Raw genomic sequence first — 24,788 nt, forward strand, 5'->3', positions numbered from 1 at the left:
CCGCAAATCAACGATGGCTTTGGAAAACCTTATGCCCCGGCTTCCTCACTCTGCCGTTTGTCGGCATACTTGCGGAACACCTCATAAAGTTGCTGTTCCAGTTCCCGGCGTTTTGCCGCTTCCTGCTCCGGCGTGAACACCGGGGAGAGGTTTTCCAGCGTGATTTCCCTGCCTTGAAAAGTCACGACTTCCGTTTCCTTTTTGTATCTGATAGTGGTACTTATAAAATCACCTTTCCTTTCCATGCTGCCGCTGCTGCCGTTTCAGTTCCGCCAGTATATCCGGCGGGATACGGTCAACCAGCCGCTGTAAATTGTCCAGTTCGCTTTTCAGCTTTGCCCGTTCCATCGCATCTTTCATCTTGCCTTTTTCACTGGCTTTTGCCCTTGCTTCCAGCTTTTCATTTTCCGCTAACAGGTCATTGATTGTGACCTTGTATTTTTTCAACTGCCCGGAGAAATTCCCCATCTGTGGGAACCACTTTTTCAGCATGGAGAGGGCTTCCTCTTTTTTCTTTCCGGCATTCAGCGGGTTAATGCCGTCCAGCGTGGCTTCAATGGCTCTTGCCTGTTTGGATAGATTGACCGCCTGCTTGAACAGACGGGTGGGGATATGCTTCCTGCCTGTCTTGCTGGCACTTTCCCCACGCTCCAAGTCGGGATATTTCTCCACCATATAGGCGTGAAAATCGTCCTGCCATTTTGAGAGATTGGCTCTGTTGCCGATAATCTCCTTAGCGCACAGGCGGTTGTCCTCTGTCAGAGGGACAAAGACCAAATGCAGGTGGGGTGTTTTCTCGTCCATGTGTACCACTGCCGATACGATATTTTCCCGGCCTACCCGCCCGATTAAGAAATCAGCCGCCCTATGGAAAAATTCCTGTATCTCCTTTGGGGGCTTCTTCTTGAAAAACTCCGGGCTGGCGGTAATCAGCGTATCCACAAACCGGGTACTATCCTTACGGGTGCGGCAGCCAGCTTGTTCAATACGGTTCTGTATAAAGTGGTAGTACCTGCTCTCCGGCTTAACAATGTGGAAGTTGTATTTGCTCCGGCTGGTGTCAATGTCGGGATTGCTGGCGTACTGTTCCTTTTGCCGTTCGTGATGGGCTTCCAGCGGCCTTGCCGGGTTGCCCTTGTGTTTCTCAAACCGCAAGATTGCGTGTTGTGCCATTCTGCTCCTTTCCTCGTTCCATTCTTTTCCAGCGGGTTTTCCACAGGGAAAATCCCGCCGAAACTATCTCTGATAGGATTGGAATGGAATAGATATAAATAAAATCGTTTTAATCTCTGTATTTCTATATACCGTCCGGTTTTCGTACTTCAAGAGGATTGATTATCGTACTCTATGAGTGCGGTTTTCAGTCCTCCGGCGTTCCATAACCGGATTTCTTGAAGTCGGTGTTTGAAACCGCTTCATAGGATTTTGGATAAATGCGGTTGGGTTTTCCACAGCCCTGCTTCTGGATTTCCACCAGTCCGGCATATTGTAGCTCCCGCAGGGTATTGACCGCTTTCTGCCGCCCGCAGTGGAGCAGCTCCACTACCTCGTTAATGGGATAGTAGAGGTAAATCCGCCCGTATTCATCTGCCCAGCCGTTTTTTCGGGATAGGTCTGTCCGGCGCAGGATAAAGGCGTACAGAACCTTTGCTTCGTTGGACAGGGGTGTGAATGTGGGGGCTTCAAAAAGGAAATTGGGAAGCCGGGTAAAGCTGACCGCCTTTTCCGGCTGATGGATATAAATGGTGTTTGCCATATCGTGTTTTGTGGACGGTTAGAAGCCTGTTTCCGGGGGCAGACGGTAGTTTCTATTGCCTGCCCCTGTTCTGTGCTTGCAAAGCCTTGAAAATCAAGGACTTTTCAGCCCCTAACTGTCCACAGTAGACCTCCTTTTCCGTTCACTTTCTGTTTTCTGCCGCCTGTGAACTCTGGCGGCGCAGTCGGGGCAGTACTTTGCCCGGTTGGATTTAGGGACGAACACACCGCCGCAGACCGCACAGCGTTTCAAGTCCTTATCCCGGAAAATCTCCGCTTCCAGCGTCTTGTCCAGCGGCAAAACCGCCCAGCGGAACCACTTACAGCAGACCGAGAAAGAAACCGTCTGCGGACAGGTGCAGGTGTCCCCATCGTCAAGGAACATACAGTTCCCGTCCTCATAACAGCAGCACTCCCGGCGGATCAGGGCGTTTGCCTGTTTCCGCTGCGCTGGGGTCATGCGGTAAAGGGAACCGTCCGGCCTGCGTTCCAGCGGTGGCAAGTCTTTATAGGGGTTATCTCTCATGCGTTCCCTCCATTTTTCGCTTTTGCCGTTCGCCCCGAAAAGGCTTCCTGCCCCATTCCTGCGGCGTGTTCCGGCGTTGGCACGCTCCCCGCAGCTTCTGGACACTTGTCCCGAAGTGACCTCTGGACAAAGTGTCCAGAAGTCCGTCTCCTTGCGGTGCTTCCCCGGCCGGGGTATTTCTTTTCGGACGGTCATTCGGTTTTCAAGGTGCTGTCCATCGATGAACTACCCTAAGTCTACACCTAAATGACCGTTCGTCCCGTATATCCAAGAGGTAGGAAATCCGCCAAAAAAACTGCCTATTTCCACGCTCTCGGAATTGTGGTAGAATGAAAAAGAGAAATGTAGCAGGAGGTGGAAATGAAATGTATAACCTAAATTGGTCAAGAAGTGACCTCACCCGGCAAAAGCTGGGGACGTTCTGTGAATACTACGCAAAAATGTCATTAGCCTCTTATGGAGTGAGCATTTATACTTCCGAGGTTGATGACCATGGAATAGATTTTATTGCAGAAAGCAAGAGAGGATTTTTGAAGTTTCAAGTTAAAGCCATTCGCAAAGGAACAGGCTATGTTTTTATGCGGGAGGAATATTTTGATATTTCAGACCAATCACTTTACTTGTTCTTGCTTTTGCTAAATGATGGCGAACACCCCATAGAATATTTAATTCCTGCGACCACATGGGATAACGACAGTAGTAATACTTTTGTTTACCATTCATACGAGGGTAAAAAGTCGAAACCAGAATATGGCCTAAATATTTCTGCCAAGAACATTCCGCAGCTCGAAAGATTTAAGTTAGAAAATATGATAACGGCAATATAATGAGGAACAAAATATGGCTTTAACCATTCAAGAGCGCCTAAAAGACCTGCGTGTAGAGCGTGGGCTGACGCTGGAACAGCTTGCGGAGCAGACCCACCTCTCCAAGTCTGCGCTGGGCAGTTATGAAGCGGAGGATTTTAAGGACATCAGCCACTATGCCCTTATCAAGCTGGCGAAGTTTTACAGCGTGACCGCCGATTACCTGCTGGGGCTGTCCGAAACAAAAAATCACCCAAACGCCGATCTTGCAGACCTGCGTGTGAGTGATGATATGATTGAACTGTTGAAAAGCGGGCTGGTGGATAATTTCCTCTTGTGTGAACTGGCGGTACACCCGGATTTCCCCCGGCTCATGGCTGACCTTGAAATCTATGTGAACGGAACGGCAGTCAAGCAGGTACAGAGCGCAAATGCCATTGTGGATATTATGAGCGCAACCATTATGAAGCAGCACAATCCCGGCTTGTCCGACCCGCAGCTAAGGCAGCTTATCGCCGCCCATATTGACGATGACAGCTTTTGCCGCTATGTAATACAGCAGGACATAAACGGCATAGCCCTTGACCTGCGGGAAGCCCATAAGGACGATTTTTTCAGCGTCCCGGAGGACAATCCTCTGGAAGATTTTTTGCAAGCCGCAGAAGCAGCGTCCACTCCGGGCAGCGACCCGGAACAGGCGGCGATGGCGTTTATCTGTAAACGGCTCAAGCTGAACTATGGGAAGCTGTCGGAGGAAGAAAGAAAGTGGCTGAAAAGGATTGCGCAGAAGTCGGACTTGCTGAAAAACCCAAAACCGCAGCGGGGGAGAAAGTAAAGGGATAAATCGGGATTTGGCAAAGGCGTGTATATGAAAAAGTAACTTCCAGTTTGCAAGAGAAAGGTATGGTGAGCGAATGAGAATATTATACGAACTTTCATGGTTATGGGAGACGCTGGTTATTGCGCTTGCGGTTGCGGCTGTTTGCGTGGTTTGCGCCATGCTAATCTGTAAGGCAGTAAAGAAGAACCTCAGCAAAAAAACGGCGGCAGTTATCGGCGCAGCAGCGTTTGCGGGCGCTGTTTTGGCAGTCATTGTGATTGCCCGGACTCCGATGCCGCTTTGATTAAACGGGATGCTTGATTGCCTGTGCATAAGTACAACTTCAAGTTTATCGGGGAAATAGCAAAGCCCTAAAACGGCTTCCCGCCCATTTCAATTTTGAGAGAAAAATCCGTCTGTTTTTTCGTGAGTGTGTCCACAAGTTCGGGACATTTTGTCCCGAAGTCCGGCGTGGGACGAGGAACGGGGGCTTTCATATACGCCCTGTCTGCTGATAAAACCAGTCCTGCGTTTGCGGCTCCACGCCACGCAATCACAGCCCTGCTTTCCTGCCGCTTCAAATGCCCTTGCCCTCTCCGGCGGCAACGGCATTTTCACGGCAACGCCGACAGAGCGTATAACACACTACACTTTGCGAGCAAAGTCGTGTGCCAAGGGGCAAGCCCCTTTGGAAACCCCTGACAACAAAACAGGCTGAATATCCCGCACTTTCCCGGTGCTTGATACTCAGCCTTTATTTGTTGTCAGCAGCCCCCGTTTCGTGGTCTGCGTGTAGTTCCTTGTAAACTGACCTAAATGGGATTGCAAGTATCATCTGGTTTTTGCACCAAAATATCGTAGACAGGTAATCTATAAAGATATCAAGGCAGATGTAGGACAAATCCTTGGGACATTATGCCGAAGAAAAGGAATCGAGATAATCGAGGCACAATGCATGCCAGATCATATTCATATGCTGGTAAGCATTCCGCCCAAATATTCAGTATCAGAGGTGGTGGGATATCTCAAAGGAAAAAGTTCACTCATGATATTCGAGAAGCATGCGAACCTAAAGTATAAGTACGGAAACCGTCATTTCTGGTGCCGTGGATATTACGTGGACACAGTAGGAAAGAATACGGCGGCAATAAAGGCATACATCCAAAATCAGATAAAAGAGGACTTGGAATAATATCAATTTTTACCACCTCCTGGTGGGAGGTGAAATCCAGAACATAGGACGTTTTTTCTGGTTCGGGAATCTGGCAGGCCTTTTTACGCAGCCTGGTTGCAGCATTATAAAAAGAACTGTTGCTGATGTTATGTAGTTCACACCATGCATGATCCGTCAAGCCGCTCTGGCGGCCCTCCGTGATAATTTGGAGCCATTCTTGCTCAGAACGATAGATCCGGCGCTTTGTCATGGAACCTCCTCCGTTTCATCATCCTATCGGATATAAGATTACCAATAGGATAGTGTAGTAAAAAACTACTTACTACCATTATGAATGGGAAATGGTTCCTTGGCTACCTACCCAATATTTAGGCGCTTTATATCAGAAGAACGATATAACCGAATGCTAGAAAGCTATGACAAAGCCATGGAGGAGATAGATGACCTCAAGGGGTTACTGAAAACAGTTCTTGAAAATACTGGAAAGGTTGTACCGGTGCAACAGAAGTGGGACATAGAACATGCCACAGGCAAGGATGACATGGTCAAGGAGAATCTAATCAATGTAATTGTAGTGTTCCTCAATGGGAGGTATGTAAATGCAGTATGGAATGTGTACTACTTCATCCTGGGCATGAGACAGGTACGTGGTAGAGGAACAAGCAAGGGAATGAGGGGGTAGCGACATGTAGTTGAAAGATATAACAGTTAAACACATAACACCAGAGGAACTGCCGTCTATTCTGTGTTTCCAACTTAGTTATAAACATCACACAGAACTGGGGAAAGACACATCTGAGGAAATGAAGCTGCTGAACCAGCTTAAGAATGAGTGGGGAGTGTAGGTATTGCAAATATAAACGCAATAACCACGTATTATCCATTGCGATATCGCAACAGAAGGGAGAACAACATGAATAAAGAAGAGATAAAGAAAATTGTGGTGGACTACATAAACAAGAATGAATCGGCCAGCTATGCGGAACTGCAGTGGCTGTTTGAGAAGAAGGGCTATGACTACAAAGGAAAACTGCTGTCCTGTTCGGATGTCTGCGAACATGTAGTGTTCTGGAGTGGCTGGAATGCGGAAGCCTTTGACCTGATGACGGAGCTGTTGCATGAGGGAGTGGCCTACCGGGAGCCAGCGCATCCCCTGCGGTATCTTATGGATGGGGCCGCCCTTACCCTGCCAAAGGTACAGCGCGCGGTGCAGTATAAGACGGACCATTGGGCGCCGGTGGTGTTTGTAAAGGGATTGGATCCGGAACTTATGACGTCACAAGTTAAGATAAAGGCAGAGGGAACGGAATGAGATGTAATTTCTGTGGTATCAACTGCTGTTACTTAAAATTTTGGTGGACATGGCAATAGACTAGTTATCCTGGATGATTTTAAACATGATACTGGTCGATTGGAGGAGGGTAATAGAGGGAGCGGTTTATAGTACAACCGCAGCATGTTGGTTTTAAAGATCAGAAACTCTCCCATTTCATTGATTCGGATAGGGCCGGTAGGACTTTCAAGAAAAGTGCCAATGCTAAAGAACGGTGAAAACTCCATTGGGAATAAAAGAAAATCCCCATGGTTATCAGTATTGGAAAATCCTTTTAAGGTTTTTTTGCATCCGGACACCATTAGTAAAGTATAAAATTCATTTTTCATAGCGAACACCTCCTGATTATGATGAAACATGTATTTGCAGATATTCTATATTTCCATCCTTTCCTGTGGGGAGAGCCGGTGAGGCTCATAATTGTGCCTCACCGGCTTAGGGACAAATATATAAAATCAAAGCTCTGACCATTTGATAGTCTAAGCATATATGAAATATATGTCTTAGGTATGTCTAAAATATAAAAAGACAGTTATTTAAAATTTTTATAAATTAATATCAGATATGATGTGGATTTGATATGAAAAGAAAGATATTAATTAGGGCTGATTTGGCAATGTTGAAAATAAATTCATAGTTGATGAGTAATCAAGTGGTTGAGAAAGATTATATTTTATGTCGTAATCAATTAATGGTTGAGGGAAAAGATTTGGCTTAATAGCAATAACGTTGCAGGAACAATCGGCAGGTACCATTTTCAAAAGCTCTGCTATATCTCTGAAGGGTAAAATTATGTCAATCATAATGACATCGGGAGTAAACATTTTACAGATAACAGAAGCTGCAAGACTGGTAGATGCAAGATAGCAGTCATAGCTGGCAGTATACAAAATTTGGTATAGTTGGTTTCTTAAATAGGAATCCTTGCTAACGATAAGTATTCTAGTTTCCATGGATTCACCTCCTTTACTTAAGTATACGATAATTTAGCAATATTACAATAGAAGAATGAAAAATAATATAAAAATAATAAATTAACAGAAAAATAATGGGATAAAAAGTTAATTAAAATACATTTTTATCCAAATAGGGGCCATTAACGGTGTAACGACGCAAGCCTTTATATATAGCAACTGGTTAATTCAAACCCAACACATGCTACTGAGGACTACGGAGAAGATAATGTTAAGCTGGTTCTGAAAGTACCAGATGAGGTTTTATCATACTTTTAAATGGAGGGCAGGTAAAGGATGTTGAAAGACTATAGTTTAAGACAATATGCGCTGGCTTATGCGAAAGTGGGGATGGCAGTGTTCCCCTTAGTTCCGAAATCCAAAAATCCTGCCACACAACACGGATTTCAGGATGCCACAACGGATTTTAACCAGATTGACAAGTGGTGGATGAAGAATCCGAATTATAACATTGGAATAGCAACTGGCCAAGTTAGCGGCGGACTTATTGTCATTGATTTGGATATTGACAAGGAAAAAGGAAAGCATGGCAACGAGACTTTAAGGGACTGGGAAGCAGAGCAGGGGCAACTGCCAGATACATGACGGACGATAACCGGCAGTTGATATATGTGGGGACGGTGGTTACTTTGTGGCTCCATCCAGTATACATGAAAATGGTAATCGGTATGAATGGGAACAGGCCCCGGATGAATTTGTCATTGAGAAGGCAGCCGGGATAACACTATTTTCCGCCTGGCCTGCAGTTTACAAGCCAAAGGATTGTCAGATGAGGCCATTCTGGCTGCAGCAATGACCGAGAATGGAACCAGGTGTTTCCCGCCTTTGACGGATAAAGAGATTAAGCAGAAAGTAGAGAGCGCCCTTAAGTACCAGAAGTCAACAGCACCGTATTCGGGGAAGGCCCCGCCGACTAAAGAAGGAATAACCCAGTTCGTGGATGCTCCTATCCAGCTTAGGTGTGAGGACTGGATATGCAATAAGGAAGGGGTATATAAGTGGGTGCAGGGAAAGAAGGATACGGACCCTCCCGTCCTCATAGATGTTTCCTATCAACAAATACTGCCGGTCGGGCTTACGAAGAATATTGAGACAGGGGAACAGAAATATGATATTGCATTCAGTGTCAGGAGGAATGGAAAATTCATGTGGAAAGATATCAAGGTGGAGCCGGCGGAATGCTGCTCCAAGACTAAGATCGTCACGCTTGCCAACCTGGGCGTGGTTGTCAATGATCAGAAAGCGAAGAACCTTGTGAATTACATATCTGACATGTACAGGATAAATGAGGATAGCCTGCCGGTTACGAAAGCCGTGTCCCATTTCGCATGGATTGGGAAACAGTTCTTTCCCTACGTCAAGGACATCATGTTTGATGGGGACAACGCACAGGCAAAAACCGTGCAGGCCGTAGGCCCCCGCGGCTCATTTGATACCTGGCAGAAGGGGTGTATGGAATATAGGAAGAACCTATTTGTACAGATGCTGATGGATGCAAGCCTGGCTTCCATCCTGATTAAGAAAATCAACTGTCTCTGTTTCGTACTCCATCTCTGGGGAGCTTTCGGGACTGGAAAGACGGTGGCCTTTATGGTGGCGGCCTCCATCTGGGGTATTCCGGACGAGCTTATCCTGTCCGTGGATTCCACCATCAATTATTGTACAAGCAGGGCAGTCCTAATGAAGAGCCTACCCGTATTTGTAGATGAGACACAGCTTTCAAGAGGGAACCTGGAGAAGTTGATTTATGCGATGACGGAAGGCAAGGAAAAAGGAAGGCTGTTGAGGAACAGCAGCGAGAGATTGATAATCCGTTATTTACAGATTTTGCACATGTCCTGGAGACTGTCAGGGAACATAATGGACATGCTGGAGAGAAGTTTGTGCGGCATGTTCAAGGGATTACGGACACAGAATTGATAGGACGGCATAAGGTTCTTTGCCAAAAACTATTTATCCTGGCACAGAGCACGGGAAAGCAGGTCAGAGCATTGCCTGTATCCTCCTGGCGGATCAGCTGGCAGGGGAATGCCTATTCCCAGGGGAGAAGGCCGTTGACCTGCTGGAAGGGGTGGGATTTCTTAAAATGGAGGCAGAGGTGTCTCAGGCAGAGAGAGCTTATCAGTTCATCATTGACTGGATTGCTGCAAATGAGAATCTATTCGACCCAATGTACAGTAATAAGGTAAGCGCCAAATATTCCACCGGATTTCATAGCCCTCCTGTTTAACTTATAATAGTAGTCGAAAGATATTTAGATTATTTCATTACATTTATGGAGGATAGGTTATGTCAGTTACTCGCAAAACCCGTGTTCTAATGCCGGAACAGATTAGGCGGATTAATGAATGCCGCCAGAGCGGCATGACAGATGCTGACTGGTGCCGTGAAAACGGCATTGCAACGGTCATCTTGAGGATCCGCGTCCGAAACAAGACGTCATTCCCATTGACCTTGTACCGCATTCTTTTCCGGAACAACATGAGTCATCAAAGATGCAGGAAACGTACTTTAACAATTCACATACGATCGAAATTGCTGTGAAGGATATCACTATCCGTATCCGTAATGATGCTGAGCCTGCTCTGCTTACCAGAACCTTTCAGATGCTTTTGGAGTTCTTATGTTAGGCGACATTTCCGAACTTAAGAAGATCTACATTGTGTGCGGCTACACCGATATGCGCAAATCCATCGATGGGCTCTGTGCCATCATAGAAGACCAGCTTAAGATGGATCCATTGTCCAGTGCTCTCTTCCTTTTCTACGGAAGAAGACGGGACAGGATCAAAGCTTTGTTCCGGGAAGCGGACGGATTCGTTCTGATCTATAAGCGGCTGGCTATCCACGGCGGTTATCAATGGCCCAGGAAGCAGTCAGAGGTCCGGAATCTTTCCTGGAGGGAGTTTGACTGGCTGATGTCTGGAATCGATATTGACCAGCCCAAAGCACTGAAAGCGGAGTGAAAACTAGCAGTTTCCAGGTTGTATTTTCCCTTGATAACGGCCCCGCTTTTGATATAATAAGGTTATGAAATCCCAGGAGAGAAACGATGGCTTCCAGTGCAAAAAATATCCAGCTCAGAGAACTGAAAGATACAATCTTACAACTGAACACAATGGTATCTGAACAGACGGAGCTAATCAAATCCCTCCGTCTTATGATTGACGAAAAGTCCAGCCGTGAAAAAGCATTGCAGGAACAGGTAGACTATCTTACTCAAAAACTTTTCGGCCCATCCAGCGAAAGAAGAGCCGATGACATTCCAGGACAACAGAATCTTTTTGATGAAGCAGAAATAGAACAGGATCCGTCCCTGTTGGAAGAAGAGACTGTGATCAGGGAGAATACCCGTAAAAAGAAAGCAGCCCATGATGATCTCTTCAAAGGTCTGAGGGTGGAAAAAGTAGTCATCCCTCTTCCAGAAGAAGAACAGGTCTGTCCAGTCTGCGGCACGCAGATGGTCCTGATCGGCGAGGAGTATGTCCGCCGGGAACTGGAATTCGTTCCAGCCACATGTAAAGTCATTGAATACTACAGCCAGAGTTATGGATGCCCCTCCTGCAAAGAAGGCCATGGAGATACAGAAAAACCTGTGATCATAAAGTCCCAGGTTCCGGCGACCATGATTGGGAAAGGCCCTGCCTCGGCATCCACTGTTGCGTGGACGATGTACCAGAAGTACGCCAACGGGCTCCCTCTTTACCGCTAGGAAAAGGACTGGAAACAGTATGGCGCTCAGATCAGCCGGACCACCTTTGCCAACTAGAACATCTACTGCTCACAGAACTATTTCCAGCCGTTGTATGATTACTTCCACCGGAAACGTCCAGGTGCTGAATGAGGAAGGGCGTAAAGCCCAGTCCCAGTCATTTATGTGGCTGTTTCGAAGTGGTGAGGATGGGTACCCGGCACTCATCCTGTATGGTTATTCCCCGACCAGGAGCGGCAGCCAGGCAAAGGAATTCCTGGAAGGCTACAGCGGGTATCTGGAAACCGACGGTTATCAGGGGTACAACAGCCTGCCAGGGATCAAACGTTGTTCCTGCTGGGCCCATATCCGCCGGTATTTTATCGATGCCGTGCCGAAAGGAAAGCAGTATGATTACAGCCAGCCTGCAGTACAGGGTGTCCAGTACTGCAGCCGTTTGTTTGTCATAGAGGACTCCATTAACAAAAAGTACCCCGGTGATTATGAAAAGCGCAAGTAGCTACGCCTCGAGAAGGAAAAGCCCGTTCTGGAGGCTTTTTGGTCATGGCTCAACCAACAGAAGCCTGTTCTGAATACCCGGATGGACAAAGCAGTCAACTATGTTCTCAACCGGCGTGATGCAGCAGAGACCTATCTGGAAGATGGACGGTGCTGCTTTACCAATAATCTCAGCTTATACATAGGATATTTTTATCCTTATCTTTTGCCATAGATAGCATAAATCAAAGTATTTTTCAATAAAAGATGTGGATAATAATCAGCCTTATCCTTGATAAAAGAATCATCAAATTTATGGAGGTGATACCACATGGAACAATACGACAAAAATGTAACTGCCATCCTTGAATTTCTTGTTGCAAAGAACTTCAGTGCATCTGTGATGCGAGTCTATTATTTAATAAACGGATTAAAAGGAATACCTTTGTAAAAAATGCTGGGGAGCGCCTAAAATGGGCACTCCCTTTTCTGATATATTAGTCATTGTCCACCTGCCTCAAACGGGATATAATTATTGTTACTAATTTGTTACTAATTGAGCGATTCTTGCATATTCTCATAGGGTACTAAATATTGCATTTATAGGGCTTACAGCTTTCTTAAATTGTCTGTAAATTGGAAATATTTAGGTATATTATAATTCCGGACATTTTTTACCTGCTTGATTCTATCTGTCCTGCCAGCCGCGCATTGTCCAGAAGGGATGCCAGCTGAATTTCGGAGGAATATCCGTTTGTCATCTCATCTATTTTGCCGTTGGCGGCCGGATGGTAGTATCGGCCCTCCTGTTCCGCCCGTTTTCCTTCTATGATGGCCTCTGTCAGGATCTGACGGTCAGACACCCTCAGTTTTTCCGGGATTTCATTAATAATCAGAAGCGGGGGGCAAAGCTCCCCCTCCGGCATTCCTGCCTTTGTCCGGCAGCCGGCAGATCTGAGCACTCCCTGGAGTTTTACAGGCTCGCCGTGAAACAAATATCCTGTACAGAAGCCGCGGTTCGCTCCGATGACCTGGACACCGTGGGAGGTGAGCCAGGATACTGTGGCTTTCCGTTCCAGCATATCCTTGGGCCCGGTGGATATCAGAATGATAGGGATTTCAGCTAAAGCGGGGAGATCTGGGCAAAGCTCCTCACCCTTGATCTCTCCGATACCGCCCATGCCGCAGGTAACCGCAGCCGGGATACCGAGCTTTTTGCATACCGCCATGGTTCCGGAGGCAGTGAGCGCGCCGGAGACTCCGTTTTTAAGAGCATTCTCCAGGATACTGCAATCAATTCTTATGGCGGATTGAGCCTCTGTCCGGAAGGAGAGATACTTAGTGATGGTTCCGATTTTGATTTCTCCTTTGTAAATCCAGGCAATAAGGGCCTCTGGAAGCGTCCAGTTTTCAAGGAGGTAATTATTTGTCAGAGAGCGCAGACCGTGAGTCAGAAGCGCTGTTTCAATTAAGTATTTCATTTTTATTTCCAGCCTTCAAAATCAGCGACATTGTCCTGAGTGACAAGTGTCAAAGGCAGGTAAACCGGATCTTTAAAGGTTTTTCCCTGGACGATGAGCATAGCCATCTCCTCAGCCGCCTTTGTGTAAATAGCGCTGGAGTAGGTCATGCTTCCCATCATGGTTCCGTCCTCAATGGCTGCCTTTGCGTCAGTGGTGTAGTCTACGCCGTAAACCATAACATCCTTATTGCCCATTTCCTGAAGAGCCTGAACAGCAGCTAACGCCATGTTGTCGTTGCAGGCAAAGATTCCCTTCAGATCCGGGTGCGCTGTGAGAATGTCCTTAGTGGCCTCGTAGGCTTTTTCTGTATCCCAGTCACAGGCCTGCGCAGCTACCAACTCCACGCCTTCTGTGTTCTCGAAAACAGTTTTGGCTCCATTTGTCCTTCCAACACTCTGTCCTGCTCCTTCCAGCCCTGCTAGAATGGCAACCTTTCCACCATCCTCCATTCTGGAAATCATGTCATTGGCTACAGTGCTGCCCTGCTCCTCAAAATTTACAGTGATTTTACCGTCCAGATGACCGCCTGCGTCAGCCAGGGCTTCTGCGTCTACGCCGGGTCCAAGATTTATGACAGGTATCTCTGCCTCATTGGCAGCTACGATGCCCGGAATCAGATTCGTTCCGTCAATAGGAGACAGGATAATGGCGTCAAAACCCATTGTAACCATGGTGTTTAAGGCGTCTAACTGGCCCTGGGTGTCATCTTCGGCATCTGCCTCAAATACCCTTATCTCAATTCCGAGATCCTCTGCCGCTTCCTCGTAGCGTGTCTTCATGGTTCCCCAGAACTCATTGGAGGTGGAGCTGATAAGAACACCTATCTTTTCGCCCTGGCCGCTTTTGGGGAGCTCTCCCAGAGCCTCGTTCATCCTCTTTTCCACATCAGCCAGCAGCAGCCCGGCCTTGTCAGCTGATTCAGTCTCAGCAACGGTAGCAGAAACAGCCTCCTTGGCGGGCTCTGATTCTGTTTCCTTCGCAGCTGCCGCAGATGTTTCCGGAGCAGACGTTTCCTTTGCGCCGCCTGAGCTGCTGCATCCGGTTAATACCGCTGCTATACATCCGGCTGCCAATAAGCCTGTAATAAATTTTCTCATGATAACCTCCTTAACCTTTTTGAATTTTAATAATAAATAGTTACTATTTTATTAAAGCCCTTGTATTCCAGACTCTAATCTCTGAAATAAGTACAGACGCCAGCAACAGAAAGCCTGTGACCCATTGCTGGAAATCAGAGGACACGCTTAAAAGCGTCAGCCCGTTTCTGATAATTCCCAATATCAGCACAGCCAGGACAGTTCCGGCAATGCTGGCGTTTCCGCCGCGGATCGGCGTGCCTCCCATAATCACTGCCGTGATGGCGTCCAGCTCCATGTTCATGCCGGCGTTTGGCTCAGCAGAATTCAGGCGTGCTGTGATAATCACTGCTGTGACGGCCGCCGTAATACCTAAAAAAACGTGAACGGATATGCGGTAGAAGCCGGTCCGCACTCCCGACCGCTTCAGCGCCGTCTCACTGCCGCCCAGGGCCTGTACGTAATTTCCCCATTTTACATGAAACATCAGGGGAGAGGACAGAAGAATCAGTGTCAGGGCGAAAAGCACCGGAAACTGGAATTCCCCGATGCGGCCGATTCCCAACTGCATAAAAGCCTTTCCAAACTTGGTAATGGGTTTTCCGTCCGTAATCATCAGGGAAATTCCGCGGAGCATACCGCCGGAGGCCAGGGTGAGTACGAAAAAATTAATTCCCGTACAGTGAATGAGGGCGCCATTTAAAGCCCCCATCAGGCCTCCTGCCGCAATGCCTGTGAGGACAGCCGCCCAAATTTCAATTCCCCCATGGAGAGCCAGCGCTGTCAGGACTCCGCAGAGAGACACAATGGAACCGGCGGACAGATCCATTACTCCGGATGCAATGACAAAGGTCATGCCGACTGCCAGAATCATCCGGTAACTGGCTGCCTCCAGGATATTTCGTATATTTTTCCATGTAAAGAAGTATTCGCTTTTTCCTGCAAGAACCGCGCAGATAATAAGCAGCACAGCAGACAGAAAAAGCTGCTGCGAGTATTTACTCATCCATTTTTTCATCATCCGCCTGTTCTTCCCTTTCAATAATCGACTGGTACAGCTGTTCCGGGGAACTGTCCCTTGTCAGGAAGAAATCCACCTGTCTGCCGTTTTTGATTACGCATATCCGGTCGGAAATGTCATAGACCTGAAACAAGTTGTGGCTGATCAGGATAATGGTTTTTCCCTGTTTCTTTAAGGTGCGAAACAGATTCATAATCCGTTCCGTCTCCTTCATTCCCATTGCCGAGGTAGGTTCATCAAAAATCATAATATCGCCATTCTGATAGACGGCCCGCGCAATGGCGACGGCCTGGCGTTGCCCACCTGACATTTTCTCTACCGGCTGCCGGATATCCGGAATACGGATATGGAACTGTCTCAGAAGCTTTTCTGTTTCCTGATACATGGCTCTGTGATCAAGAAAAATACCGAAATGCAGAAGCTCACGTCCTAAAAAAAGATTGCCGGCGCAATCCTTGCAGTTGTCAAGGGCCAGATCCTGATAGACGGCTGTAATTCCCTGCTCCATTGCCTCCTTTGCGGTAAGAGAATGAAATACACGGTCTTTAATCTGGATGACACCCTGATCCGGCTTCAGGCATCCGGTGAGGATCTGAATCAGCGTGCTTTTTCCGGAACCATTGTCGCCGACAATGGCTGTAATCTCTCCGCCGTAGGCATGAAAATTCATGTTATCAAGAGCTGTGATGGAGCCGAACCGTTTTACAATGCCCTCCATCTGGATCATCAGTTTATTCAAGGCAGGAACTCCAATCTGTAGAAAATCTATCATTATTCTACCATCTTTTGCTGTGCTTTGAGATTGAAATTTTCTATGGAATCAATGCAATCATTGACAATAGCTATAAAATAGCCAACTTCCTTCCTTGCCGTATAAAATAAAGGGGCATACCTGTCAGTCAGAAGCAACAGAATTGATAGCACAGATATCTGAGGGCCTGACTTTGATGGAAAAGAATTAAAGAGAAAAAGCACAACCATATATTAAAAAATTATCAGAACAGATTTTGAACTATGATGGGGATAACTGGATTGATAAAAGTACAGAGGAATAATATTTATGCCTTTGAAATAGATGAAAAATGAAAATAAGTCAATAGTATTTGTAGAGCCGTATCAGCAATGGTACGGTTTAATAAAGTATGACGGGCATGCCCGTGTTCTGTGGTGAAAGTCCACATAGGCGTAGCTACCGACGAACTTTATAGCGACTCCCAAGGTTCATATCGTGAGATGTGGGCGAGAAGAAGGGATAGCGAAATCGTAGCCCTACGGACAGAAACCTGATAATAAGGCGTGCATGGCGGGTAAGTTGGCTTAAAGCAACGAAGCCCTAAAGGTAGCCGTAACCTATGTGCGTAAATTAGGAGGGTAGACGAGGAAAGAACACGGACTTATCCCGTGAGGTCTCACGGACGTAAGTATTGGTTGAAGTGGTTGAAGTATCCCGCTTGCGGTTGAAAACGATTTATCGTGAGAAGTCAGCAGAAGCCATAGTAGGCAATCTTGTTAAAAAAAATTGCTGAAGGGCTGAACAATGTAACCGTGCAGACGAATGTATGTACCTGTGGATATCTGACAGCGGATGTAGGCGAAACGTATAGGAGCTGTAAACGCGAAAATATAGGACTTATCACAGGGAGCGGAAAGGAGCGAAGCACACAAAGCATGTCGGAACTGTTAGAAAAGATACTGGACAACAGAAACATGAACGAAGCATACGAGAAGGTCTGCGCCAATAAAGGAGCAGGCGGAGTGGACGGCATGGAGATTAAAGAACTCGACGGATATATCCGTGAGAACTGGGACAGTATCAGGGAGCAAATCAGGAAGAGGGAGTACCATCCTCAGCCAGTAAGACGAGTAGAAATCCCCAAGCCAAACGGAAGCAGGAGAAAACTCGGGATACCAACCGTCATGGACAGGGTAATCCAGCAGGAGATAGCAGGAGTTGGAGAAACGGGGATTGCGGTTTGTGAGGTATGCGGACTATACCGAAGTTGAAACTATGCCGAATTCGGCATAGTGCGGATGATTTTATAGTTACAGCATCGGATAAGGAAACACTGGAAGATATCAAACGAATGATAGAAGACTTCCTAAAACCAAGAAGACTGACCCTGTCAAAGGAGAAAACAGTGATTACACATATAGATGAAGGTTTTGATTTCCTGAGATGGATTTTCCGAAAGTTCAAAGGAAAGCTAATCATCATGCCGTCCCACAAATCCATGTGTAAAATCACACAGAAAGTCAGTGAACTGATTAAGAACAGTCAAACTATAAAGCAAGAAATTTTAATCAGCAGGGTGAATGAGATTATCCGGGGATGGGCGAATTACCATCACGCTACCTGGGCTAAGAAATCCTTTAGCACAATAGACCATCGTATATGGAAAATGTTATGGAGATGGGCGAAAAGGAGACATCCAAACAAGGGAAAACAGTGGATAGTTAATAAATATCGGAAGACACATAAAGGAAGAAAATGGACGTATATGACAGAAAAGAACATCCTGTTCCTGATGATGGACATGCCAATAGTATGAAAGGGGCAAATGACACTTAATAAAACCCCCTTTCTTGAACAGGAGTACTTAGAAAATCGAGCGAAGAAACACCGATTTGACAGGAAGAAAAGCGATATGTGCCAATCGAGCTACGCAGATAGTTTATTATGCGTTATAGATGCGTGAGTGAAATGCGGTGAAAGCCGCACGTTCCGTTCTTTGGGGAGGGAATGAGTGTAAGGTGGTTCCCTTACCCGACACCGAAGAGATTGGGTAATGCCAATGGAGGGTAGGGGGATACATGATAATGGTCTTTCTGAGGACACATCAACCGTACTCAGGGACGGAAGTATTGATGGAGGGAACATACAGATTATATACATAACTCAAACTTCCCACACCATTTGGTGTGATGAACCTTGAAAACTCAATACTTTAACGCATAAAAAAGGCACAAATCCAGCTTGCATGGTATAATTGAATTGTCCAGAAACAATTACACAGCAAGGAGATTCATGCTATGTCAAGTATACCATATAATCGGCATAAGGAAAATGAGATTTTTGATTTTGTATCAAAATTTATCAACGAGTTTCAAATCGGGAAACTTCTCTTTCAGTGTAATGCAGGTAAGGAAAAGGGGATTCCTGTCATGACAATCTTTCGCTACTTGTTATGCCTGCTCTTTTCTGACCGCAGTCACTATATGCAGAGAAAAACGAAAACTTTTGAAGAAGGATTCTCAAAAAACACCCTTTATCGTTTTTTGAACAGCGTGAAAACAAACTGGCAGCGTTTTACTGTGCTTCTAGCTTCCAAAATCATTAACGATTTCATGAAAACACTTACTGATGAAAAACGGAAAGATGTCTTCATTATAGATGACAGCCTGTTTGAACGGTCACGCTCTAAAAAAACCGAATTTTTGGCAAACGTTTTTGACCATTGCTCCATGAAATATAAAAAAGGATACCGTATGTTTACTTTGGGCTGGTCGGATGGAAACTCCTTTGTCCCGGTCACCTATTGTCTGCTTTTAGCAGCGGAAAACAAGAACCTGATTTGCCCTGCAAAAAATTCGATGGCCGTTCCATTGCTGGAAAACGCCGCAGCCAATTGCGCCGGAAAGCGACTGATGTCATGCTGGAACTGATTGCATCCGCTCAGGCGGTTGGTCTTTCTGCCAAATATGTTCTGTTCGACAGCTGGTTTTCATCCCCTAAGACACTGATTTCCTTAAAAGAAAAGTGCCATATGGATACCATTGCCTTGATAAAAAAGAACAAAACAAAGTATCTGTATGAAGGGCAAAACCTTAATATCAAGCAGATCTACAGCAAAAACCGGAAACGGCGCGGACGTTCAAAATACCTGCTTTCCGTAAATGTCACTCTGAAAAAAGATGACGAGGCTCTTCCGGCCAGAATCGTGTGTGTCCGCAATAAGAGCAACCGGAAAGACTGGCTGGCCCTAATCAGCACGGATACGAATCTTTCGGAAGAAGAGCTCATCCGTGTTTATGGAAAACGTTGGGACATCGAGGTGTTTTTCAAATCCTGCAAATCTTATCTGAAACTGGTAAAAGAATGCCGAAGTATCTCATATGATGCCTTAAATGCCCATGTGGCAATCGTATTTACCAGATATATGCTGCTTTCGGTGGCAAAACGGCGAAATGAAGATGATAAAACTATCTGTGAATTATTTTATTGTCTAATGGATGAGCTCGAAGATATCACCTTCAGTCAGTCCATGCAGATTATATTGGAAGCTTTACTGGATACGGTAATGGAATTTTTTCATATCTAATTTCTACAGGTCAAATTGTTATAATGATTGCAGAAGAAATTGTTGAAAAGTGTCCTACCATGAGATAAAACAGCAGAAAGGAAGGGAGGATAACGCATGCTGATGACAGGAAATTGCTTATCAAATAGGATTTTGCAGCTTTTAGACGAAGTATGGAAAACCACAGGGCATGTTTCCGTTATCAATAAAGAAAATGGTTGAAAAACGGATGCCCTAAATCATGTAGTGCCATGGTAAGGAGTTGATGGTATCGGCGGTGATCCTAAAAGGGATATACCGGACAGAAACCACTATATTCCAATTCAATGCACAGGTGATTGGGATAACGGAAATTCACATAGAAGAGGAGCAGGTAGACGGGCTTCTGAAAGTACATTCTGTGCGGATGAGATTTACAATGATCAGAGATGGGCTGCATATTTCACAAGTGATTGTGGGATAGGCGGCTCATTTTTTAATGATGAAGAAGCGCTGCGTTGCAGATCACCGCCTTCGGTTCTGGACTTGATATTTAGAGCCGGAGGTAAGAAAATGAAAGACAGGAGATATTATATCAGGAAAAATGGAATATTATCGGAAGTCACATATGATGAATATCAGAAATACGTTTCACATAAGAAGCTTGAAGGAAATGTGTATTTTGTGTGCATTCAGAATTCGCTGATGGAAGTCACCGAAGATATGTACATGAAGCATTACCGGGTAATTCGGAGAAAGAAGTACCTGACTAGGGAGGTACCATATGAGATCCTGCATTATCAGTCCCTGGATACGGATGAGATGCTGGGAGAGGAACTGCTATATGATGATTCCGGGTTATCTATAGAGGATAAAGCCATCCATAATATATACACGGACAAACTGTATCCTGCATTGGTAAAATTAACAGATGAAGAACGGGATCTGCTGTACCGGCTGTATTATCAGGGGGTATCAGAGCGTGTCCTGGCAAAGCAGCTTGGAATATCGCAGGCAGCGGTTCATAAACGCAAAGAGAAGATTCTAAAACAGTTAAGGATATGGATGAAGCTGTAGAGTTTCCAAGTATTAATATAGGGCAGCCATTCAGGCGTAAACCAGAATGGCTGCCCTTTTTATAAATCATATTGTTATTTAGCCCTTGAGACGATGGAATCAGATGTCTATAGTTTCTGGCCATAATTTTCTTTTTCGTGAAATAATCCGGATATATAGACAGTTCTGCTTTTATCATCAATTAAGAAAAGTATTACATATTGAAAATGATTGACAGTTGCTTTGTGGTAACCCTTTGTCCGTAGAAACGGATCGTCACATTGAGGGTAGATATGGGGGTCTGATTCCAAATAACTGTAAATGATTTCAATTTCAGATAAAAGCTTGCGGGCAGCGGTAGGATTCTTTAAATTGGAAACAAGATAACTGATGATCCAGTCCAGTTGCTCAACCGCCTGTTCTGTAATGTGCAGTTTATAATCCATATTTATCCTTCAGCTCATCCAGGGATGCCCTGGCGTCCTTAGTCCTTCCTGAATGTATTTGCTCTTCGGAAACTTCCAGACCGCGGTAAAGGCTGGATTTCCAAACCGTGTTCTCATATGTTTCCATACTCATAATTACCATATCGCCATAACCATTCTTTGTGATGAAAATCGGTTCCTGGGATGTATGACATAAATCAGAAATGTCGGAAGTATTCTTTAAATCCTTAATCGGAATAATCTGTGGCATAAACTCACCTCTCAATTCGAATTAATTATGGCCTAATTATACCATAATAATATGAAAAAATCAAATATTATTCTATCTCAAAATTTTTTTAAAAAGTTGGTTATCACTTGTGGTATTTTTCGGCTTTTAAATAGTAGAGGGTATTTTATTTCATAAGTCCCTTACAGGTGTACATTGAAAATTTCATATCCAGCCAATTCGTTACATTAGCTATCCGGATGCGAGGAGCAGAAGCGACAAGAGAGGTACGCGGTGACTGCCTGCGGAAAATGGATTCCGTCAAATAACCTATATATCTTTTCCTGGGTTTAAGGCAAGAGCGGCAACTACCTGTCTCAAAATCAATCCATGGCGGATTGAATCGCCACAATCCCGGATAGCCTATAATGATACTTCCGTCCAGTCACAGCCCCCTTGGCCGGGGACCACGCAATGAGGGCGGCCGCCAGAGAACCTGGCGGAGGTGGAACTCCTATGATGCCTGTCAGCCGCAGGCAGGCGGGTTGGCTGCCCTGTCTGGATCCAATAGTCTGTCTGGACAAGCTTCGGGGAGTAGTGTCGAATAGAAGCGCAGAATAACTTGTAAAGAAGGTGATTTCGATGCCAGCTCATGCAGCCGCCTGTCAGGGCCGGCTGCATGAATGTGGCATTGAGAACGATATGAGGATACAGACAAGGTATATGTGAATGAAATGTCATTAATGAAGAGTAAATGAAAGATTTGTTTCAAGAGGCTAATTTAAGGGCCTACCTCAATATGAGAAGGGCCTTAAAGAACATTAGTTAATCAACATCCCAGATATTTATATGTGGACAAGCATCTAATGGACCAGTTGCTGCTATATTATTTCCACTCCAGATATCGATTGTGGGGTCAGAGCGGCGCAGACAATTGGTACAGGTGAGATATATCGCTAAATGTAAAGTCAGAGACTGTCAAAAAGAAAGGAAGGGGAGAAGAGAATGTTATGCAGGGGAGATTTTTACTATGCGGATTTAAGTCCAGTGGTCGGCTGTGAACAGGGAGGGGTACGCCCAGTCCTCATTGTTCAGAATAATGTGGGAAACCGTTACAGCCCGACCGTAATTGTGGCAGCAGTTACAAGCCGGATGGAGAAGCATCCATTGCCGACCCATGTATTTATTAACCGGAATTCCGTTCTGCAAAAGGATTCCATTATTATGTTGGAACAAATTCGCACAATCGATAAGTCAAGACTGTTGGAGTACATAGGACACTTAGATTGTAGAGATATGAGGGCGGTTGATGTCTCGTTAAGAATCAGCTTGGATATGGGAACGGACACAAGTGGGACATTTTGGGAGGAGAGGCAGAAACAGGGCTTGGTTCTGACTTAAGTCATGTGGCAGTAGGCGTTATGAAGAAAAGCAACTTATATAAAATGGCATGGTTTTGACATAATATGGCACGATTAAATATGACCTTTCGTTAAAGGAGCACCCAGAATATAAATTGCTTATGGAGGTGGACCCGGAGGTGTAAAAGAAATTAGTGCAGAGGTGGATTCCCGTAAGCTTTGCCAAGGCTGTTCGACTTGCTTATAGCATAAAATGAAGCTGTGCCAGATTGGAACAGCTTCGTAAGATGTAATAGGACATACCGATATTTTCATAACATAAAATGACTGGTATTTATCGAAGGGAGAGCGTGAGTGAAAAGGAACTGTGTTCAGAATGTTATTGTCCATATTCCTGACAATATGGATCTGCACGCACTTTCCGATAAAATCAATGAATTCCATTTACAGGTGGTGGAACGCAGGCTAAACAGTTCTAATCTAACGACCGATGATAAGATAGCCGTCATTGATAAAATACTGGATAACCTAAAATCACGTGAGCTTGATGGAATCATCAAATAAGTGTTTGTGAAGCCGCCATACATTGTAAGGTGGCTTTGCTTGTTTTTGTTCCCAACTGCGGAGAGTAAGATGTTTTACGTCCATAAGCTGTGCAAGCTCTTGTTGTGTGATATGGTTCTTTTTACGATAGGCCTTCAGTTTTAAAGCCCAATCTTCAAAGCCATATATAGGTAGGATTAATTCGGCTGTTTCTTCATTGTCAGCGCCGAGGAACATTTTTGTTTCCCTTTGTATGGTGGCGGAAACCTTCCATTGCATGGCACAAAGTTGTTGGTTATCATGGCAATAAGCCGTTCTCTGGGGGAATCAATGATACGGCATCCCACAATGCCCGCTGCGTTGCATCCGAATCCCATACACATGGTTAAAGCCTGTTTGCCGCAGGCATGGCAGCTCTTAAAGGGTTTATCCAGGTTATAGGCAATCCTGGGCAGATAACCCGAGTCCTCCAACAGGGTAAACAGAGGAAAGAAGATGGCCATGGGCGGCAGCATTACCGAGACAACCCAGGCCAGAACCCGGTAGACTCCCAATATCAGCAGCCCGTGAAGCCATTGGGGGGCGCCTGCGGCCATGAAGGCTTTGGTGAGCTGATCCTGGAGGCGGAACAGGGCGTCCGCCAGCATCTGGGAGGGGTAATTGGCGCCTGTGATGGTGAGCCAGAATACCACGGCCAGCATTCCTATCATGACGGGATAGCCTGTAAACCGGCTGGTGAGAATCTTATCCAGCTTACGGTCCCCCTCATTGTAGCCGTTTTTGTGGAACTGGACCGTATCACGGCATATTTTTTCTGCCGATGCCACCAGGGCAGCCACGATGCGGTCCTTTAGAATTTCATTGGTAATGCCGTACTTGGCCAGATGCTCCCTGGCCTGTGACAGGGCAAGGCTTATCTCAGGCACTTCCAGTATATCCTCATTCAGATATTCCCTTAATTCTTTCATAAGGGACGGGTCGCTGTCCAGAAGCTTTAAGGTGAGCCAGCGTGAGCTGACCTTTCCCTCCACCCTGGCCTTTACGGCAGGCTCTGCCATGGCGATGGCCTGTTCAATAATGGGGGAGTACTCCACCTGGTAGGGAGAGGCGGTTTGTGTACCTTCCACCAGGTCATCCAGCTGTTTCATCAGCTGGTCAAGGCTTCGCTTTTTCCTGGCAATGGTGCCGGCCACCGGTACGCCCAGCTTTTCCGACAGCCCCTTCAAGTCAATGGTGATATTCTTGCGGGCGGCTTCGTCCATCAGGTTCACACATACCAGGACCCGGTCCGATATTTCCATGGTCTGAAGTACCAGGTTCAGGTTGCGCTCCAGGCAGGTGGCGTCGCACACAACCACAACCCCGTCGCTTCCGCCAAAACAGATAAAGTTGCGGGCCACTTCCTCCTCCGCGGAGTGGGCCATGAGGGAATAGGTGCCGGGGATATCTACCAGCACGTAGCTGTGCTCCTTTGTCTTACAGTAGCCCTGGGCATTGGTCACGGTTTTTCCAGGCCAGTTTCCGGTATGCTGGTTCATTCCCGTGAGATTGTTGAAAAGGGTGCTTTTACCTACATTGGGGTTGCCTGCTATGGCGATTATTTTATCATCAGGTGTCTGTTTTTTTATCTCCAGTCCGGAATCCACAGCTCCCATTCCGACGGATTGTTTGGTCAGACCCATTTTAATACTCCTTTTTCTT

The 24,788-nt window shown here is 45.9% G+C and carries 32 protein-coding genes and 3 pseudogenes; 21 read left to right on the top strand and 14 right to left on the bottom strand.

Annotated elements, in window-relative coordinates; translation table 11 throughout:
- Positions 1 to 29: 29 nt before the first annotated feature.
- The 4 genes from CGC65_RS07695 to CGC65_RS07715 form a co-directional block, all read right to left on the bottom strand.
- Positions 30 to 185: a hypothetical protein gene (locus CGC65_RS07695; protein ID WP_187383133.1), complete on the bottom strand. Its 156-nt coding sequence runs from the start codon at positions 183 to 185 to the stop codon at positions 30 to 32.
- A gap of 43 nt (positions 186 to 228) precedes the next feature.
- The gene (gene mobV, locus CGC65_RS07700) at positions 229 to 1,173 is read right to left on the bottom strand and encodes a MobV family relaxase (RefSeq protein ID WP_006772916.1); all 945 of its coding nucleotides are present in this window, start codon (positions 1,171 to 1,173) and stop codon (positions 229 to 231) included.
- Between the two features lie 187 nt (positions 1,174 to 1,360).
- Entirely contained in the window at positions 1,361 to 1,756 is a 396-nt protein-coding gene (locus tag CGC65_RS07710) for a replication initiator protein A (protein ID WP_006772917.1), read from the bottom strand.
- Between the two features lie 111 nt (positions 1,757 to 1,867).
- Entirely contained in the window at positions 1,868 to 2,281 is a 414-nt protein-coding gene (locus CGC65_RS07715) for a cysteine-rich VLP domain-containing protein (protein ID WP_009256047.1), read from the bottom strand.
- 329 nt (positions 2,282 to 2,610) lie between these two features.
- On the opposite strand from CGC65_RS07715, the gene CGC65_RS07720 reads away from it, so the two are divergent.
- The 4 genes from CGC65_RS07720 (at position 2,611) to tnpA (CGC65_RS07740) (ending at position 5,099) form a co-directional block, all read left to right on the top strand.
- Entirely contained in the window at positions 2,611 to 3,108 is a 498-nt protein-coding gene (locus CGC65_RS07720) for a hypothetical protein (protein WP_006772919.1), read from the top strand.
- Positions 3,109 to 3,121: 13 nt separating this feature from the next.
- Positions 3,122 to 3,922, top strand: a complete 801-nt coding sequence (locus tag CGC65_RS07725) for a helix-turn-helix domain-containing protein (RefSeq protein ID WP_006772920.1) — start codon at positions 3,122 to 3,124, stop codon at positions 3,920 to 3,922.
- Positions 3,923 to 4,001: 79 nt separating this feature from the next.
- Complete coding sequence (locus CGC65_RS07730; RefSeq protein WP_003503778.1) at positions 4,002 to 4,211, top strand: hypothetical protein; 210 nt, start codon at positions 4,002 to 4,004, stop codon at positions 4,209 to 4,211.
- Positions 4,212 to 4,742: 531 nt separating this feature from the next.
- On the top strand, positions 4,743 to 5,099 hold the full coding sequence (gene tnpA, locus CGC65_RS07740; RefSeq protein WP_048928825.1) for an IS200/IS605 family transposase: 357 nt from the start codon (positions 4,743 to 4,745) through the stop codon (positions 5,097 to 5,099).
- 73 nt (positions 5,100 to 5,172) lie between these two features.
- Here tnpA (CGC65_RS07740) and tnpA (CGC65_RS32680) read toward each other — a convergent pair.
- A pseudogene (gene tnpA, locus CGC65_RS32680) lies at positions 5,173 to 5,331 on the bottom strand (IS66 family insertion sequence element accessory protein TnpA); the annotation flags it as partial.
- A gap of 153 nt (positions 5,332 to 5,484) precedes the next feature.
- Here tnpA (CGC65_RS32680) and CGC65_RS07750 point away from each other — a divergent pair.
- From CGC65_RS07750 to CGC65_RS07755, 3 genes are all read left to right on the top strand, one after another.
- Positions 5,485 to 5,763, top strand: a complete 279-nt coding sequence (locus tag CGC65_RS07750; protein ID WP_002569977.1) for a hypothetical protein — start codon at positions 5,485 to 5,487, stop codon at positions 5,761 to 5,763.
- A gap of 10 nt (positions 5,764 to 5,773) precedes the next feature.
- Positions 5,774 to 5,926: a hypothetical protein gene (locus tag CGC65_RS30900; protein WP_007038404.1), complete on the top strand. Its 153-nt coding sequence runs from the start codon at positions 5,774 to 5,776 to the stop codon at positions 5,924 to 5,926.
- 68 nt (positions 5,927 to 5,994) lie between these two features.
- Positions 5,995 to 6,393, top strand: coding sequence for a hypothetical protein (locus tag CGC65_RS07755; protein WP_002569976.1), 399 nt, complete (start codon positions 5,995 to 5,997; stop codon positions 6,391 to 6,393).
- 620 nt (positions 6,394 to 7,013) lie between these two features.
- Here the strand turns inward: CGC65_RS07755 and CGC65_RS07765 are convergent.
- Entirely contained in the window at positions 7,014 to 7,367 is a 354-nt protein-coding gene (locus CGC65_RS07765; protein WP_002569974.1) for an ANTAR domain-containing protein, read from the bottom strand.
- Between the two features lie 297 nt (positions 7,368 to 7,664).
- Between CGC65_RS07765 and CGC65_RS32035 the strand changes: the two genes are divergently transcribed.
- The 8 genes and pseudogenes from CGC65_RS32035 (at position 7,665) to CGC65_RS32410 (ending at position 11,811) form a co-directional block, all read left to right on the top strand.
- Positions 7,665 to 7,973 carry a bifunctional DNA primase/polymerase gene (locus CGC65_RS32035; RefSeq protein WP_002569973.1) on the top strand — a complete coding sequence of 103 codons (309 nt, stop codon included), beginning with the start codon at positions 7,665 to 7,667 and terminating at the stop codon, positions 7,971 to 7,973.
- 22 nt (positions 7,974 to 7,995) lie between these two features.
- Complete coding sequence (locus tag CGC65_RS32685; protein ID WP_080548735.1) at positions 7,996 to 8,184, top strand: bifunctional DNA primase/polymerase; 189 nt, start codon at positions 7,996 to 7,998, stop codon at positions 8,182 to 8,184.
- Positions 8,106 to 9,308, top strand: a pseudogene (locus CGC65_RS07780) (DUF927 domain-containing protein); the annotation flags it as partial. The gene CGC65_RS32685 and the pseudogene CGC65_RS07780, both read left to right, overlap by 79 nt.
- Positions 9,309 to 9,327: 19 nt before the next feature.
- Complete coding sequence (locus tag CGC65_RS07785; RefSeq protein ID WP_002569971.1) at positions 9,328 to 9,618, top strand: hypothetical protein; 291 nt, start codon at positions 9,328 to 9,330, stop codon at positions 9,616 to 9,618.
- 393 nt (positions 9,619 to 10,011) lie between these two features.
- Positions 10,012 to 10,353 carry an IS66 family insertion sequence element accessory protein TnpB gene (tnpB, locus tag CGC65_RS07795; RefSeq protein ID WP_002569969.1) on the top strand — a complete coding sequence of 114 codons (342 nt, stop codon included), beginning with the start codon at positions 10,012 to 10,014 and terminating at the stop codon, positions 10,351 to 10,353.
- An 86-nt stretch (positions 10,354 to 10,439) separates the two neighbouring features.
- On the top strand, positions 10,440 to 11,099 hold the full coding sequence (locus CGC65_RS31675) for an IS66 family transposase zinc-finger binding domain-containing protein (RefSeq protein ID WP_002569968.1): 660 nt from the start codon (positions 10,440 to 10,442) through the stop codon (positions 11,097 to 11,099).
- Positions 11,100 to 11,220: 121 nt separating this feature from the next.
- Entirely contained in the window at positions 11,221 to 11,598 is a 378-nt protein-coding gene (locus tag CGC65_RS31680) for an IS66 family transposase (protein ID WP_242981841.1), read from the top strand.
- A gap of 27 nt (positions 11,599 to 11,625) precedes the next feature.
- Positions 11,626 to 11,811, top strand: a complete 186-nt coding sequence (locus CGC65_RS32410) for an IS66 family transposase (protein WP_242981889.1) — start codon at positions 11,626 to 11,628, stop codon at positions 11,809 to 11,811.
- A 439-nt stretch (positions 11,812 to 12,250) separates the two neighbouring features.
- Here CGC65_RS32410 and CGC65_RS07805 read toward each other — a convergent pair whose 3' ends face one another.
- From CGC65_RS07805 to CGC65_RS07820, 4 genes are read right to left on the bottom strand one after another with little or no spacing between them, the layout of a single operon-like run.
- Positions 12,251 to 13,057, bottom strand: coding sequence for a pseudouridine-5'-phosphate glycosidase (locus CGC65_RS07805; protein WP_002569965.1), 807 nt, complete (start codon positions 13,055 to 13,057; stop codon positions 12,251 to 12,253).
- 2 nt (positions 13,058 to 13,059) lie between these two features.
- Positions 13,060 to 14,196, bottom strand: coding sequence for a sugar ABC transporter substrate-binding protein (locus CGC65_RS07810; protein ID WP_002569964.1), 1,137 nt, complete (start codon positions 14,194 to 14,196; stop codon positions 13,060 to 13,062).
- A 43-nt stretch (positions 14,197 to 14,239) separates the two neighbouring features.
- The gene (locus tag CGC65_RS07815) at positions 14,240 to 15,196 is read right to left on the bottom strand and encodes an ABC transporter permease (protein WP_007038394.1); all 957 of its coding nucleotides are present in this window, start codon (positions 15,194 to 15,196) and stop codon (positions 14,240 to 14,242) included.
- Positions 15,174 to 15,935 (bottom strand): ATP-binding cassette domain-containing protein, encoded by a 762-nt coding sequence (locus CGC65_RS07820; RefSeq protein WP_002569962.1) that lies wholly within the window; start codon positions 15,933 to 15,935, stop codon positions 15,174 to 15,176. The genes CGC65_RS07815 and CGC65_RS07820 overlap by 23 nt, the downstream gene beginning before the upstream one ends.
- Positions 15,936 to 16,702: 767 nt before the next feature.
- On the opposite strand from CGC65_RS07820, the gene CGC65_RS07825 reads away from it, so the two are divergent.
- The 4 genes and pseudogenes from CGC65_RS07825 (at position 16,703) to CGC65_RS07850 (ending at position 20,550) form a co-directional block, all read left to right on the top strand.
- Positions 16,703 to 17,200: a reverse transcriptase family protein gene (locus tag CGC65_RS07825; RefSeq protein WP_002569961.1), complete on the top strand. Its 498-nt coding sequence runs from the start codon at positions 16,703 to 16,705 to the stop codon at positions 17,198 to 17,200.
- An 80-nt stretch (positions 17,201 to 17,280) separates the two neighbouring features.
- Entirely contained in the window at positions 17,281 to 17,745 is a 465-nt protein-coding gene (locus tag CGC65_RS07830; RefSeq protein WP_227898692.1) for a group II intron maturase-specific domain-containing protein, read from the top strand.
- 481 nt (positions 17,746 to 18,226) lie between these two features.
- Positions 18,227 to 19,512 (top strand): annotated as a pseudogene (locus tag CGC65_RS32780) (IS4 family transposase); the annotation flags it as partial.
- 534 nt (positions 19,513 to 20,046) lie between these two features.
- Entirely contained in the window at positions 20,047 to 20,550 is a 504-nt protein-coding gene (locus tag CGC65_RS07850; RefSeq protein WP_002569955.1) for a sigma factor-like helix-turn-helix DNA-binding protein, read from the top strand.
- 107 nt (positions 20,551 to 20,657) lie between these two features.
- On the opposite strand, the gene CGC65_RS07855 is transcribed toward CGC65_RS07850, so the two are convergent.
- Both CGC65_RS07855 and CGC65_RS07860 read right to left on the bottom strand, forming a co-directional pair.
- The gene (locus CGC65_RS07855) at positions 20,658 to 20,975 is read right to left on the bottom strand and encodes a type II toxin-antitoxin system RelE/ParE family toxin (RefSeq protein WP_002569954.1); all 318 of its coding nucleotides are present in this window, start codon (positions 20,973 to 20,975) and stop codon (positions 20,658 to 20,660) included.
- Entirely contained in the window at positions 20,965 to 21,225 is a 261-nt protein-coding gene (locus tag CGC65_RS07860; RefSeq protein ID WP_002569953.1) for a type II toxin-antitoxin system Phd/YefM family antitoxin, read from the bottom strand. The genes CGC65_RS07855 and CGC65_RS07860 overlap by 11 nt, the downstream gene beginning before the upstream one ends.
- A 963-nt stretch (positions 21,226 to 22,188) precedes the next feature.
- On the opposite strand from CGC65_RS07860, the gene CGC65_RS07865 reads away from it, so the two are divergent.
- Both CGC65_RS07865 and CGC65_RS07870 read left to right on the top strand, forming a co-directional pair.
- Positions 22,189 to 22,584: a type II toxin-antitoxin system PemK/MazF family toxin gene (locus CGC65_RS07865; protein WP_002569952.1), complete on the top strand. Its 396-nt coding sequence runs from the start codon at positions 22,189 to 22,191 to the stop codon at positions 22,582 to 22,584.
- Between the two features lie 314 nt (positions 22,585 to 22,898).
- Complete coding sequence (locus CGC65_RS07870) at positions 22,899 to 23,108, top strand: hypothetical protein (RefSeq protein WP_002569951.1); 210 nt, start codon at positions 22,899 to 22,901, stop codon at positions 23,106 to 23,108.
- Here the strand turns inward: CGC65_RS07870 and CGC65_RS32690 are convergent.
- Entirely contained in the window at positions 23,079 to 23,366 is a 288-nt protein-coding gene (locus tag CGC65_RS32690; protein WP_080548734.1) for a helix-turn-helix domain-containing protein, read from the bottom strand. The genes CGC65_RS07870 and CGC65_RS32690 overlap by 30 nt on opposite strands.
- Entirely contained in the window at positions 23,285 to 24,769 is a 1,485-nt protein-coding gene (feoB, locus tag CGC65_RS32415; RefSeq protein WP_002569950.1) for a ferrous iron transporter B, read from the bottom strand. Before feoB ends, CGC65_RS32690 begins: the two co-directional genes overlap by 82 nt.
- Between the last annotated feature and the right edge of the window lie 19 nt (positions 24,770 to 24,788).

Origin of the sequence: Enterocloster bolteae (genome assembly GCF_002234575.2) — a bacterium.
GTDB classification, from domain to species: domain Bacteria; phylum Bacillota; class Clostridia; order Lachnospirales; family Lachnospiraceae; genus Enterocloster; species Enterocloster bolteae.